This is a genomic window from Corallococcus macrosporus (assembly GCF_017302985.1).
Lineage (GTDB): Bacteria > Myxococcota > Myxococcia > Myxococcales > Myxococcaceae > Corallococcus > Corallococcus macrosporus_A.
Genome location: NZ_JAFIMU010000009.1, coordinates 58,747 through 73,398, shown reverse-complemented (window position 1 = coordinate 73,398; position 14,652 = coordinate 58,747). Strand labels below are relative to the sequence as shown.

The following is a 14,652-nucleotide window of genomic DNA, read 5'->3' as shown; positions in this document are numbered from 1 at the left end:
GTCAGCGCGCCTCCTTGGCCACCGGCTTGCCCTTGCGGATGTTGAGCTCGCGCAGGAGCGCGTCCGCGTCCTCGACCTGATCCAGGTTCCAGAGGAGGTAGCGCACGTCCACGTTGACGTTCCGGGCCACGTCCGGATTGTAGCCGAAGTCGTTCGCGACGTTCTCCCACACGCGGTCGAAGTTCACGCCGACGAGCTGCCCCTTGCCGTTCACCGTGGGGCTGCCGGAGTTGCCGCCCGTGGTGTCCGCGTCCGCCAGGAAGTCCACCGGCACGTCCTTCAGCCGCGGGTCCACCCACGGCCCGAACTTCTTCGCCTCCGCGGCGGCGCGCACCTTCTGGGGCGCGTTGAAGGGCTCCTCACCCGTGTGCTTCTGGAGCATGCCCGTCAGCGTCGTCTGCGGCAGGTACAGCGCGCCGTCGCGCGGCGTGTAGCCCTGCACCTTGGCGAACGACACGCGCAGCGTGCTGTTGGCGTCCGGGGCAATGGGCTTGCCCGCCTGCGCCATCACCGCCTTGCGCCACGCCGGCCGCAGCCGCGAGGACGCGCCCTGGCGCCGGTCGCGCGTGTCGTCCAGCGCGGCCTGCTCCTTCGCCAGCTCCATGCCGAACGCGAGCAGCGGGTCGCGGCGCGCGACGAGCTGTCCCACGGACTCGTCCGCCATCTTAAGGCGCTCGGCCTGGTTCAGCACCTTGGTGCCCGCGTAGAGCGAGTCGATCTTCGCGGTGACGTCCTTCTCCGAGTACGTCTTGCCGAAGACGGCGTCCACGGAGGTGATGCGCGCGTCCTGCGGGAGCGCCTGCGCGCGCTTCACGAACGCGTGCAAGAGCGCCTTGTCCGCGGCGAGGAAGAGGTTCTTCTGCTCGCGCTCCAGGCGGTCCTTGATGCGCGGCACCTCGCGGTCCATGTACTCCGGGCGGCGCTCCAGGTCCGGCTTCGCGCGCTCCGTGGCCAGCCGGGACACCGTCGCGGCCAGGGCGGGCCCACGCGCCAGGCGGCCGGCCATGGCCAGGAGGAACTCGCGGTCGAAAGTCTTGGAGGCCTCCTTCTGCTCCGCGAGCAGCGCCTCGCGGGCCTTGAGGGCGTCGCCCCACTTCGCGCTGTCCTTCTGCGCCCACGCGACGGTGCCGGCTTCCGCGTCGCGCTGCTTCTCCACGATGTGGCCGCGCTTGAGGCCCGCCAGCTGCCCGCCCGCGTTCTTGTAGACGTTGTGCAGGCCCTTGAGCTGCGAGGCCACGGCGATCTTCCCGGCCGGGTCCTTCTCCCCTTCCGCCTCCAGGATGCGGATGGCCTCGCCCAGCACGTCGCGGATGCGCGGGTAGTAGCGCGCCTGGCGCTCCGCCATCTCGTCCGCCAGCAGCGTGCGGAACGTCGTGCCCGGGTAGCCCAGCACCATCACGAAGTCGCCGGGCTTCACGCCCTCGGTGGACAGCGGGAAGAAGAACTCCGCCTTGTAGGGCACGTTCTTGTCGCTGTACGCGGCGGAGGCGCCGTCCGGCGCGGTGTACGCGCGGATGATGGCGAAGTCGCCGGTGTGGCGGGGCCACATCCAGTTGTCCTCTTCCCCGCCGTACTCGCCCACGGCGCGCGGCGGCGCGTAGACCAGGCGCACGTCCTGCAGCTCCACCGCGTCCACCAGCGTGTAGTTCACGCCGCCGTCGAACGTCGCGACCTGGCAGCGGGTCGCGGGGCGCTTCTCACACTCGGCCACCAGCTCCTTCTGCTTGCGGTCGATGGCCTTGTAGCGCGCGAGGTCGTCCGCGCCCTGCGGCACGGCGGCGTTCACCTCCGCCGTCACGTCCTTGAAGCCGCGCGGCACCTGCACGCGCGAGCCCTTGCCCGGGAGTTCCTCCGACTGGCTCTTCGCGAGGAAGCCGTCGGTGATGAGGTCCTTCTGCGGGGAGCTGTGCTCCTGGATGATGGAGAAGGCGCAGTGGTGGTTGGTGATGATGAGGCCGGAGGCGGAGATGAACGACCCGGAGCAGCCGCCGGTGTTCACCGTGCCCGCCAGCAGGCCCGTGCCGCGCTTGGGGTCCCACAGCTTGTTGGGCGGCAGCTGGAGCCCCTGGGCCTTGAGCCAGGCGGGGCTTAATTCCAGCACCTGCTGCGGGGTCCACTTCCCTTCCCCGGCGAAGGCCGGGGCAGCCACGAGCGAGAGGAGAAGGAGCGTCTTCTTCATGGTGCCCCCATCCCTACTCCGTCCGCCGCCCGGGCGCGACCGTTCCGGTGTCGGGAGCGGGCGTTTTCGCGGAAGATGGAACGCGCTTGGATGTTCCGGTGTCCAGGCAGGAGGGGACCAGCGATGCGGACCGCGAGCGGGGCGACACTGGATTTCGGAAGGCTGGCGCTGCTCCTCGTCCTGATGGGGGCGTCCTGGTACTTCTGGTACTCGCCGGTGCTGTGGCCGGTGAAGGTGTTGGTGGTGATGATGCATGAGACGGGGCATGCGCTCGCCACGCTGCTCGTGGGGGGCTCCGTGGACCGGGTCCACCTCCAGGTGAACGAAGGGGGCAGTTGCTTCTCCCGCCTGCCGCCCGGCGTCTTCAACCGCATCCTCGTGTCGTCCGCGGGCTACCTGGGCAGCGCGGTGGCGGGCGCGGGGCTGATGCTGGCCACGTTCCGCTTCCGGCTGGGCCGCGCGGTGATGGGCGCGGCGTCCGTGTGGCTGGCGGTGATGGGCTTCTTCTACGCGGGGGACCTCTTCACCCTGGCCTTCTGCCTGGGCATGGCGCTGGCCATGGGGCTGGGGGCGCGCTTCCTGCCCACGGGGCTGGTGGACGCGCTCAACCTGTTCCTCGCGGCCTTCACGGCGCTCTACGTCATCTTCGACCTGCGGGACGACCTGTGGAACAGCGCCGTGCGCGCGCAGAGCGACGCGGCCATCCTCGCCAGCGAGACGTGGGTGCCGTCCATCGTCTGGGCGGCCCTGTGGACGCTGCTGTCGCTGGCCCTGCTGGGCGTGTCCGCCTACTGGGCCCTGCACGCGAAGCCGGCGGGTGGCGTGAAGATGCCGCCCATGGCCCGCGCGCGGCGGGTGTGAGCCATCAAGGCCGCGCCCTACTTGCGCGGCCGCATCCGGAAGGCCACGAAGGACGCCATGTCCGGGAAGCCGAAGTACGGGTTCTTCTGCCGGATGGCCTCCATCTGCGCCACCGGCACGTCCGCGTAGTCGTGGCCGGGGAACAGCCGCGCGGAGTCCGGCACCTTCGCCAGCACCTGCGACAGCGAGCGGTACATGTCCTCCGGGTTGCCGCCCGGGAAGTCGCACCGGCCGCACCCGTTGATGAAGACCGTGTCCCCGGACACGAGCGCGTCCTCCGCCAGCAGGCAGTGCGACCCCGGCGTGTGCCCGGGCGTGTGCAGGGCCTGGAACGTGCGCGCGCCCACCGGCACGGGGTCCCCGGCCTTCAGGGGCCGCAGCGCGTCACCGCCCAGGCCGCGCAGCTGGCTGGAGAAGGCGACCTCCTCCGCCTGCGCGTATACCGGCACGTCGTGGCGCGACAGCAGCTCCTCCAGGCCGTTGATGTGGTCGCCGTGGCAGTGCGACACGAACGCGCCCACCAGGCGCTTGCCGTCCTTCGCCACCGCCGCCTCGATGGCCGGCACGTCCCACGCCGGATCCACCACCAGCACCTCCGGGCCGTCCTGGGGCCCCACGAGGTAGACGAAGTTGTCCATCGGTCCGAGCTTGAGCTGGCGTACGTACGGCGTGGGCATGGTTGTCCTCCAGGCGGACACTCTACGTCCCAGGCTTGCCGCCCCGGGGCCTGTTCCCGTTGAATGCCAGCCTGCGTTGTCCCATGCCGTCAGGAGGTCCTCTTCCGTGAAGCGCCTGCCCACCCTGCTCGCCTGCTCGCTCCTGGCTGGCGCGACCGCCTCCGCCGCCGGCCGGACGGCCTCCACCTTCCGCTACAAGCCGTCGCCGGACGACGAGCGGCCCGTCATCGTGGACGCGACCATCGGGCCCCAGGGCAGCGACTTCGCCATGCGCCTGAAGTTCAACAAGGACCCCTTCGGCGAGGAGTGCAAGCAGCGCTGCGCCAACATCACCCTCTTCCTGGACACCGACTCCAGCACCCAGTCCGGCCTGCGCCTGGCCGCCAACAAGGCCCCGGAGAACGGCGCCGACCTGGCGGTCGTCATCCAGGGCGTGCGGGAGTACAAGCGCCAGGACGCGCCCCCGGAGATGGCCCTGCGCGTGAAGGTCCGCCAGCTGGGCTCGGACGCGACCAGCGCGGACGCGGGCGAGCTGCTCGCGGACCTCAACAACAAGCAGGATCCGGAGCGCATCCAGACGGACGGCACCACCGTGTACCTCCTGGTGGACGCCACCAGCGCGCTCCTGCCCTCCGCCCGCAAGGTGCGCGTCATCTACCACCCGCCAGGTGGCAAGGCCCTCACCGCCAGCATCAACGGGATGGCCAGCGGAAGCTCCGGCAAGGGCGTGCAGATCTTCAAGCGCGGCAGCGGGAACTGGGGCCGAGCCCCCGACGCCGAGGGCAAGAAGCCCCGCGCCAACACCCCCGGCGACAACGGCTAGTCCAAGCAGGCCGGCAGTCAGGCGATGAGCGCGCTCCCCTCGGAATTCCGGGGGGTTGGCGGTGGGTTCTAGGCAGGCACAGGACTGCACGGACGTGCAGAAGTGTCGCGCTGGAGCCGACGCAACCTCCCGAATTCGTTCTCAATGTCAGAGGCCCATGGTAGTCCCGGCCATCTGACGTTGAGGGTGTCCGACCCGACTGGTAGTCGCAGCGCGCAAAGGCGTGGCCCGCGCGCTGCGTCACGCACGGTGGGGCGGCCCGTGTGAAACACCCATCTGGATTCCATGACCATGCTCGCAGAAGCCGAAACGAAGTCGCGCAAGAAGCAGGGAGGCCCGGCAGGGGGCGGAGGCAAGGGAGGCGGCGGCGCGTCCGGCGCCGGCGGCGGGGACGGTCTGCCCGCGGGCCTGGCCGAGGAAGCGCGCCGCCGCTACCTCAACTACGCCCTGTCGGTCATCACCTCGCGCGCCCTGCCGGACGTGCGCGACGGCCTCAAGCCGGTGCAGCGCCGCATCCTCTACGGCATGTGGAACGACCTGAACCTGTCGTTCGACACGAAGTACCAGAAGTGCGCGCAGGTCGTGGGCGCCATCATGGGCCGCTACCACCCGCACGGCGACACGGCCATCTACGACGCGCTCGTGCGCATGGCGCAGGACTTCTCCCTGCGCTACCCGCTGGTGGACGGCCACGGCAACTTCGGCTCGCTGGACGGCGACTCCGCCGCCGCCTACCGCTACACCGAGTGCCGCCTGGAGAAGCTGGCCACGGAGCTGTTGGGTGAGCTGGAGAGCAAGACGGTCCGCTTCCGCCCCAACTACGACGGCACCCGCGAGGAGCCCGTCGTCATCCCGGCGCGCGTCCCGCAGTTGCTGATGAACGGCACCACCGGCATCGCGGTGGGCATGGCCACCAACATCCCGCCCCACCACCTGGGCGAGCTGGTGGACGCGCTGCTGGCGCTCATCGCGGATCCGGAGCTGCAGACCAAGGACCTGCTCAAGTGGATCAAGGGGCCGGACTTCCCCACCGGCGGGCAGATCCTCAACGACAAGAAGGAGCTGCGGGAGATCTACGAGACGGGTCAGGGCTCCGTCCGCATCCGCGGTGAGTACAAGCTGGAGGAGCTCAAGCGCGGCGGTCAGATGATCGTCGTCACGTCCATCCCGTACACGGTGAACAAGTCCACGCTCGTCGCGAAGATTGGCGAGCTGGTGCGCGAGCGCAAGCTGCCGCTCATCACCGACGTGCGCGACGAGTCCACCAAGGACGTGCGCATCGTGCTGGAGCTCAAGAAGGACGCCAACCCCGAGCTGGTGATGGCGTACCTCTACAAGCACACGCCCCTGCAGACGAACTTCGGCGTGAACCTCACGTGCCTCGTGCCCTCGGACAACCCGGACGTGGGCACGCCCAAGCGGTTGGACCTCAAGTCCATCCTCCGCTACTTCCTCGACTTCCGCCTGGAGATCGTGACGAAGCGGTTCGAGCACGAGCTGGCGGAGCTCAAGCGGCGCGTCCACATCCTCGAGGGCTTCGAGAAGGCCTACGACGCGCTGGATGAGATCATCCGGATCATCCGCCAGTCCGAGGGCAAGCAGGACGCGGCCCAGAAGCTGATGGCGCGCTTCAAGATGGACGAAATCCAGGTGGACGCCATCCTGGAGATGCGCCTCTACAAGCTGGCCCGCCTGGAGATCCTCATCGTCCAGAAGGAGCTCAAGGAGAAGCGCGCGGAGATCAAGCGCATCGAGGGCATCCTCAAGGACGTGAAGAAGCGCTGGGCCGTCATCCACGACGAGCTGTCCGGCCTCAAGGCCGCGTACACCGACAAGCGCCGCACGCGCATTGGCGGCGCGGGCGCCGAGGAGATGGAGTTCTCCGCGGAGGCGTTCATCGCGGACGAGGACGCCCACGTCGTGATCACCCGCGACGGGTGGATCAAGCGCGTGCGCGAGGTGAAGGACCCGTCCACCACGCGTCTGCGCGAGGGCGACGCGGTGATGGCGGTGCTCGCCGGCAGCCTGAAGGCGAACCTGGTGCTGTTCAGCAACTTCGGCACCGCCTACGTCACCCGCTTCAACGACGTGCCGGCCTCCACCGGCTACGGCGACCCGGTGCAGAAGCTGTTCAAGTTCGACGACGGCGAGCGCGTGGTGGGCGCCCTGTCCCAGGACGCCCGCCTGCCCCAGCCGGAGAAGCTGGTGGCGGTGACGCGCCAGGGTCTGGGCCTGCGCTTCCTGCTGGCGCCGCACACGGAAGTGTCCACCCGCGCCGGCCGCCGCTACGCGAAGACGGGCGAGGGCGACGAGATCATCGGCACCCAGCCGGTGGGCGACAAGGACCTGCTCGCCGTCCTCACGGAGAAGACCAACGCCCTCGTCTGCAAGGTGGCGGAGATCAATGAGCTGGCCGGCCCGGGCAAGGGCGTCCAGGTCATCAAGGTGGACGAGGGCGACAAGGTGGTGGACTTCCTCGCGGCGCCGGCCAGTCAGAAGGACGCCACGCTGGAGTTCGAGACGCAGAAGGGCCGCAAGCTGCACCTGTCACCGGGGAAGTTCTCGGTGACGGCACGTGGCGGCAAGGGCCATGAGATGTCCAAGCGCGACACGGTGAAGGAGGTGGCGCGTCCCGTCACCTTCGTGCCGCTGCCGGAGAAGAAGGAGTAGCGGGAAGGCCATGGCGACCAAGAAGGAAAGCTACACAGGCGCGGACATCCAGGTCCTGGAAGGCCTGGAGCCGGTGCGCAAGCGCCCGGCCATGTACATCGGCGGTACCGACAGCACGGGCTACCACCACCTCCTCTGGGAGATCGTCGACAACTCGGTGGACGAGGTCATCAACGGCTACGCCTCCCTCATCGAGGTCACGCTGCACAAGGGTGGCAAGTCCATCACCGTCGTGGACAACGGGCGCGGCATCCCCGTGGACATGATGCCCAAGCACAAGAAGCCCGCCGTGGAGGTCATCCTCACGACGCTGCACGCGGGCGGCAAGTTCGAGCAGGGCAACTACATCCACTCGGGCGGTCTGCACGGCGTGGGCAGCTCCGTGGTGAACGCGCTCACCAGCAAGCTGGTCATCGAAATCAAGAAGGACGGCAAGCGCCACGTGCAGACGTACGCGCGCGGCAAGGCCACCAGCCCCCTCAAGGTGGAGGGCCCCGCGCGCGGCACCGGCACGTCCATCACCTTCGAGCCGGACTCCGAGATCTTCGGTGAGAAGCAGAAGTTCGACGCGGCCCTGGTGCGCGAGCGCCTGGAGGCGAAGAGCTACCTGCACAAGGGGATGACGGTCGTCTGGAAGGACGAGACGGCCACGCCCGCCGTGTCGGAGACGTTCAAGCACGACGGCGGCATTGCCGAGTACCTCACCAAGGTCGTCTCCGAGCGCCAGAAGCCCATCGTCCCCGCGGGCGGCACGCCGTTCTACTTCTCGCGCGACAACGAGGTCCGGCTGGAGGTGGCGCTGGCGTGGACGGAGGCCACGGACGAGCACATCCGCTCGTACGTCAACGGCATCCCCACGAACCTGGGCGGCACGCACGAGGCGGGCTTGAGGGCGGCCATCGTCAAGGCGATGCGCAACTACATCGAGACGCACGGCCTGACGCCCAAGGGCGTGTCGCTCACCGCGGAGGACATCCGCGAGGGCATCACCGCCATCCTCTCCGTGTACGTGGTGGAGCCCCAGTTCCAGGGGCAGACGAAGGGCCGCCTCAACAACCCGGAGACGACGGCGCAGGTGGACGGCGCCGTGCGCCCGGTGCTGGAGAAGTGGTTCAACGACAACAAGTCCATCGCGGAAGCGCTGCTGGCGCGCATCATCCTGGCCGCCCGCGCGCGTGAGGCGTCCCGCGCGGCCTCCGCCGCCATCAGCCGCAAGTCCGCGGTGAGCCACCGGCTCAACCTCCCCGGGAAGCTGGCGGACTGCTCGTCCACGGACCCCTCGACGAGCGAGCTGTTCATCGTGGAAGGTGACTCCGCAGGCGGCTCCGCCAAGCAGGGCCGCGACCGGCGCACCCAGGCCATCCTCCCCCTGCGCGGCAAGGTGCTCAACGCGGAGCAGGCGTCCACCGACAAGGTGGCCACCAACAAGGAGCTCCAGGACATCGTCAGCGCGCTGGGCTGCGGCATCGGGTCCGACTTCGACATCACGAAGCTGCGCTACGGCCGCGTCTTCCTGCTGATGGACGCGGACAGCGACGGCCACCACATCGCCACGCTGCTGCTCACGTTCTTCTACCGGCACCTGCGGCCCCTGATTGAAGCCGGCGCGGTGCACATCGCCCAGCCGCCGCTGTACCGGGTGGACATTGGCAAGGAGACGTACTGGGCCCTGGACGAGCCGGACCGCGACCGCATCATCCGCGAGAAGGCCAAGGGCAACGCCAAGCCCAACATCATGCGCTTCAAGGGTCTGGGCGAGATGACCGCCGATGAGCTGAAGACCACGACGCTCGATGCGAAGAACCGCATCAGCCTGCGCGTCACCATCGACAACGCGCTGGAGACCGACCGCATCATCAACGACCTGATGGGCAAGGATGTCTCGGCGCGTTACAAGTTCATCACCGAGCAGGCCGGCGAAGTCCAGGAGCTGGACGTCTGAGAAAGCGGGAGTCCCCGCACACCCGGGACGGGCGCGATTCCGTCCCGGGTGCAGCATTGGTCTTCCGCCCCGCCGGTCGGCTAGCATCCGCCGCATCGTGAACACTGCCCGTCTTGCCCTGACTGTCGCGCTCGCCTGTGTGCTGAGCGCTCCCGCCGCCGACGCCGCCACCAAGCGCAAGTCCGCCGCGAAGAAGAAGCGCCCCGCCGCCACCAAGAAGGTGCCCGCGCCCGTCCCCGAGGAGACCTTCACCCCACCGGATGAAGTGGCTCCCGTGTCGGACGCGCCCGTGGCGCCCAAGGCGGCCGCCCCGGCCCCGGCCCCGGCCGCTCCGGCCAAGCCCAACCTCCCGAAGATGGCGGACGTGCCGGCCGCGGTGGTGCGCGCGGCGCCCTCCAACGCCGTCGCCATCTTCGGCGTGGCCCGCCAGCCGGCCGCGACGGACTCCGCGGCGAAGCTGGAGGACACGCTCACCCGGAAGCTGGGCACCGCGGGCGACATCCAGTTCGTGGACCTGGCCACCGCCTTCCCGCCGCCGGAGCCGCAGGGCAACCCCAAGGGGGACGCCCTCTTCGACGAGGGCCGCGCGGCGTACGACAACCTGGACCCGGACACCGCGGCGGTGAAGTTCAAGGCGGCCGCGGACGCCTACGTGCAGCGCCCCGGCGACCTGCGCCCGGAGAAGCTGGGTGAGACGTACCTCTTCCAGGGCGCGTCGCAGTTGCTCAACGGCGACGTGGCCGGCGCGAAGGCGGCCTTCACGAACGCGCTGCTGGCGGAGCCGTCGCTGCGCCCGGACGCGGGCCTGTTCGGCCAGGACGTGCAGCGGGTGTTCGCGGAGGCGCAGACGGAGCTGAACGCGCAGCCGCAGGGCACGCTGGTGGTGAACTCCCAGCCCCAGGGCGCGCGCGTGCTGGTGCGCGGCCGCGAGGTGGGCGTGACGCCGCTGGCCGGCGCGAAGCTGGCCCCGGGCCACTACCCCGTGCAGGTGGTGCTGCCGGGCTACGCCCCGTTCGCGGCGTACACGGAGGTGAAGCCCTCCGCCCCCACGGAGCTGAAGACGAAGCTGGCCTCCGCGCCGGGCCTGTCCGCGCTGCGTGACGCGGCGGCGAAGGCCGGCACGGAAGCCGCGTTCGACGCGGACGGCGTGCCCCCGGAAGTGGGCGCCATCGGCGAGCGGCTCAACGCCCGCTACGTGGTGCTGGCGGCGTCCTTCCAGGACAAGAAGGGCCGGCTGCACGGTGAGGTGCAGGCGTGGGACCTGCGCACGAAGAACCGCCTGCGCGGCGTGGAGGTGGACTTCGGCAAGCGCGACGGCAAGGGCAGCGCGGACGCGGCCGCGGACCAGCTGCACACCTTCCTCGCGGGCGCCGCCCTGCCCCAGAACCGCAAGGAGCAGAAGGACTCCGTGTCCTCCAGCGACTCCGTGCTGCGCAAGCCCTGGTTCTGGGCGGCGGCGGCGGGAGTGGCGGCAGTGACGGCGGGCGTGGTGTACGTGGCCACGACGGACCGCGGCGGCGGCTACAACCCGGTCAATGGCTTCCCCGGTGGAATTTCCTTCTAGGCCGGGCGTCAAGCGCACAGGACTCCTCATGAAAGCCCTTCCGCTCGCGCTCGTGCTGCTGCCCGCCCTGGCGCTGTCAGCCTCCCCTTCACCGGGCCGCATCTCCGCGCTGCTCATCCCCATGGACCCGTCGTCCGAGTCCTCCGGGGTGCAGATGGAGAGCTACATGAACGACGCGCTCGGCAACTTCGCCAGCTACTCGGTGCGAAAGCCGCGCGACCTGTTCGGCCTGCCGGACGACCCCGCCGCGCAGGCGTCCTTCCAGCGCGCGAAGAAGGGCTACGAGGAGAGCCTCAAGGCCTTCGAAGCGCGCGACTACGAGGACGCGGAGCGCAAGGTGCGCGCCACCCTCAAGGAAGTGGAGGGCTCCGTCGCGGCGATGACCTCCTGCTTCCCGCTGTGCGACGCGCTGGCGCTGCACGGCGCCATCCTCCAACTGCGCGGGGACGTGGAGGAGGCGAAGCTGCTGCTCATCGACCTGATGGCGCTCAACCCCACCTTCGAGCTGAACCCCAAGCGCTTCAGCCGGGACTTCATGAGCCTGCGCGTGCAGGTGGCGACAAGCCGCACCTCGCAGCTGCGCGGCAGCGCCACCTTCAAGTCCCGTCCCGCGGGTGCCCGCGTCTACGTGGACGGCGAGCCGGTGGGCTACACCCCGGTGACGCTGCCCACGCTGCCGGTGGGCAAGCACCTGGTGCGCATGGAGCGGCCGGGCTTCCGCCAGTTCGGACAGATCGCCGAAGTCACCCCGGACGACGTGGAGGTCACCACCGCGCTGTCGCCGACGGCCACCTACAAGGCCTATGACGCGCAGCTGGACAAGGTGGTGCCGGACGTGTCGCGCGGCAGCGACAAGCCGGCCAACGCCGTCGCCTCGCTGGGCAAGTCGCTGAGCCTGGACCGCGCCATGGTGGGCACCGTGCGCGTCATCCCGGAGCGCGGCACGGAGCTGTCGGTGGGCTTCTTCGACATCAAGAGCGGCAAGCGGCTGGGTTCGCGCAGGCTGGTGCTCCAGGGCGACGAGTACGGTCAGCTCAAGTCGGAGATGGAGCGGGTGGTCAACCAGCTCATCAACAGCGAGGGCGAACAGGTCGTGAAGAAGCGCGACCCCCTGGACAACCGCAACGGCGCGGAGGACTGGGGTTCGGAGGACCGGGGCGGCAACAGCCGACAGTCCGTCAAGAAGCACTCCGGGGATGATCCGTTGGATAACGTGTCGGGTACCGAGGACTGGTAGCACGCGGCGCTTGTCCCGGGACGGCTCACCTCTAGAGTCCCGGGCCGTATGCGCCACCTGCCGCTGCTCGCCCTCCTCCCCGGCCTCGCGCTCGCCCAGACGGGCGCCGTCGACCGCGCCCCCGCCCCGCCCCGGGGCGTCACGCTGCCGCCCACCAACGCGGCGCTCATCGACGAGGCGCCCGCCCTGTCGCTCAACCCCGCCGGCCTGGGTTTCCAGGACGCGGGGCAGCTCTTCTACCTCCACGAGCGCAACCTCGAGTCCGACTCCGTCGGTGACGCGGTGTTCCTGGGCACGCGCCTCCTGGGAATGGGCGCGGGCTTCTCCCTGGAGTGGATCCGCGGGGAGAACGCGCCGGACTACCGCAAGACGTCCTTCGGCCTGTCGCTGGGCCCCCGCACGCTGCAGCTGGGCGCCGCCCTGCACGACTTCAGCAGCTCGGATGACCGCCGCATCGGCGACCTGACCAGTTGGGACGTGGGCCTCACCGCCCGCCCCTTCCGCGCCCTGTCGCTGGCCGCGGTGGCCAAGGACGTGAACGCGCCGGAGCAGGACGGCCTCAAGCTGCCGCGCCGCTACAACTTCGGCGTGGGCATCCGCCCGCTGGACGAGCGCTACACGCTGGGCGTGGACTGGCTCTTCGCCGAAGGCGGCTTCCGGGAGGGCCAGGCGACGTACACGCTCCAGGCGGAGGTGGTGCCCGGCCTGCGGCTGGGCGGCGGCCTGTCCCACGGCTTCGTCAGTGGCATCCCGCTGGCGCTCCAGTTCGCGGCCACGGTGGACCTGGGCCACGCGGGCCTGACGTACGCGGCGGGCGGCGCCGGGGACGGCCTGGACCACGTGCTGGCGCTGCGCCTGTCTTCGGAGCGCTACCGCTCCGTGCACGGCGGCGGCGGCGTGGTGGCGCTCGTGGACCTGGACGACATGCTGTCCGGCGGCGTGAGCCCCGCGCTGGCGCTGCTGGGCGTGAGCGAGGAGGACCCGTACCTGCGCCTGATGAAGTTCCTGGACCTGGCCACGCGCGACGAGCGGCTCAAGGGCGTGGTGCTGAAGATGGAGGGCCTGCCCGGCGTGGGCTGGGGCACGGCGGAGGAGCTGCGCCGCGCGCTGCTCACGCTGCGCGAGGCGGGCAAGAAGGTCGTGGTGGTGATGCTGTCCGGGGACGACCGCAGCTACCTGGTGGCGTCCGCGGCGGACAGCGTCTACGCGCTCACGGAGGCGGCGCTGCCCATCAACGGCCTGGCCGCCACGGTGACGTCGCTGGGCGGCACCATGGAGAAGCTGGGCGTGCACTGGGACGTGGCGCGCGTGGGTGAGTACAAGACGGCGATGGAGCAGTTCACCCGCTCCGACATGAGCCCCGCGGAGCGCGAGACGCTGGACGCGTACCTGGACGCCCAGGTGTCGCACTACGAGAAGGCCGTGGAGGCGGGGCGCAAGCTGCCCCCGGAGAAGCTGCGCGCCGCATGGGCGCAGGGCATCCTGTCCTCGAAGCGGGCGCAGGCGGCGGGCCTGCTGGACGGCGTGGTGTCCGCCACGGAGCTGGACGCGCGCGTGAAGGAGTGGTTCCCCGGCCTGCGCTTCCACCCGGCGTACTCGCCGCGCGACGAACGCGAGAACCGCTGGGGCCTTCGCCGCCGCATCGCGGTGGTGCCGGTGCTGGGCGACATCACCGGGGGCCGCAGCCGCGAGGATCCGCTGGGCTTCGCGCAACTGGCGGGCGCGGAGACGGTGGTGCGCGCGCTGCAGACGGCGCAGGAGGACCCGTCCGTGGTGGCCATCGTGCTGCGCGTGGACTCCGGCGGCGGCGACGTGCTGGCGTCCGACCTGATGTACCGCGCGGTGCTGGAGGCGAAGAAGCACAAGCCCGTCGTCGCCTCCATGGGCGACGCGGCGGCGTCCGGCGGCTACTACGCGGCGGTGGCCGCGGACGAGGTGCTGGCGGAGCCCACCACGCTCACGGGCAGCATCGGCGTCTTCTACCCGAAGCCCGCGCTGGAGGGCCTGGGCATGAAGCTGGGGGTGAACCAGGAGACGCTCAAGCGCGGTGAGCTGGCGGACCTCCTGGAGTGGTGGAAGCCGTGGACGCCCGAGCAGCAGGCCGCGGTGCAGACCTGGGTGGACGACTCCTACGACACGTTCATCACGGAGGTCGCCCGCAACCGGAAGATGGACAAGGCGAAGGTGGACGCCGTGGCGCGCGGCCGCGTGTGGAGCGGCACGGACGCGCTGGCCCGGGGGCTGGTGGACGGGCTGGGTGGCCTGCCGGAGGCCGTCGCGTCGGCTCGCAAGCGCGCGAAGGTGCCCCCCGCGGAGGACCTGGAGCTGGACGTCATGGGGGACGCGCGCGGCTTCCTCTCCGGTCTGGGCGGTGAGCCGGGCGTGCACGCGCTGGCGGGGCTGCTGCTGCCCGCGCTACCGGAGCACCCGCCGGAGGCACTGTCCGTGCTCGCCCGGGAGGTGGGGCTGGGGTCGCCCGAGCTCCTGCGCCCCGGGCTGAAGGCCATGATGCCCTTCCGCGTGCGCATCCGCTGAGGGGCTCCGAGCCCGGGGAGGTCACCGGGTGGACAGCCCACGCACACGGACGGCGAAATTGCGGGCGCCCCATCCGGGCGCTCTGTTAGGGTGGTGAGTGCCTCCCGGCCGGCGCTAGGGCCGTCGGGGGGTTTCAGGAACCGGCGGTTTCGGCCTTCTCGCAG

The 14,652-nt window shown here is 70.3% G+C and carries 9 protein-coding genes; 7 read left to right on the top strand and 2 right to left on the bottom strand.

Annotated features, from left to right (window positions below; genetic code table 11):
* Window position 1: 1 nt before the first annotated feature.
* Window positions 2–2,179 carry a S46 family peptidase gene (locus JYK02_RS28305; protein ID WP_207055707.1) on the bottom strand — a complete coding sequence of 726 codons (2,178 nt, stop codon included), beginning with the start codon at window positions 2,177–2,179 and terminating at the stop codon, window positions 2–4.
* Window positions 2,180–2,302: 123 nt separating this feature from the next.
* Between JYK02_RS28305 and JYK02_RS28300 the strand changes: the two genes are divergently transcribed.
* A complete protein-coding gene (locus tag JYK02_RS28300) occupies window positions 2,303–3,040 on the top strand; it encodes a M50 family metallopeptidase (RefSeq protein ID WP_207055706.1) in 738 nt (245 codons plus the stop codon).
* 17 nt (window positions 3,041–3,057) lie between these two features.
* Here JYK02_RS28300 and JYK02_RS28295 read toward each other — a convergent pair whose 3' ends face one another.
* Window positions 3,058–3,717, bottom strand: coding sequence for an MBL fold metallo-hydrolase (locus JYK02_RS28295; protein ID WP_207055705.1), 660 nt, complete (start codon window positions 3,715–3,717; stop codon window positions 3,058–3,060).
* A 106-nt stretch (window positions 3,718–3,823) separates the two neighbouring features.
* On the opposite strand from JYK02_RS28295, the gene JYK02_RS28290 reads away from it, so the two are divergent.
* The 6 genes from JYK02_RS28290 to sppA all read left to right on the top strand — a co-directional run bounded on the left by JYK02_RS28290 (window position 3,824) and on the right by sppA (window position 14,488).
* The gene (locus JYK02_RS28290) at window positions 3,824–4,540 is read left to right on the top strand and encodes a hypothetical protein (protein ID WP_207055704.1); all 717 of its coding nucleotides are present in this window, start codon (window positions 3,824–3,826) and stop codon (window positions 4,538–4,540) included.
* A 291-nt stretch (window positions 4,541–4,831) separates the two neighbouring features.
* Window positions 4,832–7,210 carry a DNA gyrase/topoisomerase IV subunit A gene (locus JYK02_RS28285; protein ID WP_207055703.1) on the top strand — a complete coding sequence of 793 codons (2,379 nt, stop codon included), beginning with the start codon at window positions 4,832–4,834 and terminating at the stop codon, window positions 7,208–7,210.
* Between the two features lie 10 nt (window positions 7,211–7,220).
* Entirely contained in the window at window positions 7,221–9,152 is a 1,932-nt protein-coding gene (locus tag JYK02_RS28280) for a DNA gyrase/topoisomerase IV subunit B (RefSeq protein WP_207055702.1), read from the top strand.
* A 97-nt stretch (window positions 9,153–9,249) separates the two neighbouring features.
* Window positions 9,250–10,716, top strand: coding sequence for a PEGA domain-containing protein (locus tag JYK02_RS28275; protein WP_347402603.1), 1,467 nt, complete (start codon window positions 9,250–9,252; stop codon window positions 10,714–10,716).
* 28 nt (window positions 10,717–10,744) lie between these two features.
* Complete coding sequence (locus JYK02_RS28270; RefSeq protein WP_207055700.1) at window positions 10,745–11,953, top strand: PEGA domain-containing protein; 1,209 nt, start codon at window positions 10,745–10,747, stop codon at window positions 11,951–11,953.
* A gap of 48 nt (window positions 11,954–12,001) precedes the next feature.
* A complete protein-coding gene (sppA, locus tag JYK02_RS28265; protein WP_207055698.1) occupies window positions 12,002–14,488 on the top strand; it encodes a signal peptide peptidase SppA in 2,487 nt (828 codons plus the stop codon).
* Window positions 14,489–14,652: the final 164 nt, after the last annotated feature.

Bases quoted from the DNA above. Each gene is read 5' to 3' on its own strand.
- JYK02_RS28305 (WP_207055707.1), bottom strand. From the start codon at position 2,179: ATGAAGAAGACGCTCCTTCTCCTCTCGCTCGTGGCTGCCCCGGCCTTC.
- JYK02_RS28300 (WP_207055706.1), top strand. From the start codon at position 2,303: ATGCGGACCGCGAGCGGGGCGACACTGGATTTCGGAAGGCTGGCGCTG.
- JYK02_RS28295 (WP_207055705.1), bottom strand. From the start codon at position 3,717: ATGCCCACGCCGTACGTACGCCAGCTCAAGCTCGGACCGATGGACAAC.
- JYK02_RS28285 (WP_207055703.1), top strand. From the start codon at position 4,832: ATGCTCGCAGAAGCCGAAACGAAGTCGCGCAAGAAGCAGGGAGGCCCG.
- JYK02_RS28280 (WP_207055702.1), top strand. From the start codon at position 7,221: ATGGCGACCAAGAAGGAAAGCTACACAGGCGCGGACATCCAGGTCCTG.
- JYK02_RS28270 (WP_207055700.1), top strand. From the start codon at position 10,745: ATGAAAGCCCTTCCGCTCGCGCTCGTGCTGCTGCCCGCCCTGGCGCTG.
- sppA (WP_207055698.1), top strand. From the start codon at position 12,002: ATGCGCCACCTGCCGCTGCTCGCCCTCCTCCCCGGCCTCGCGCTCGCC.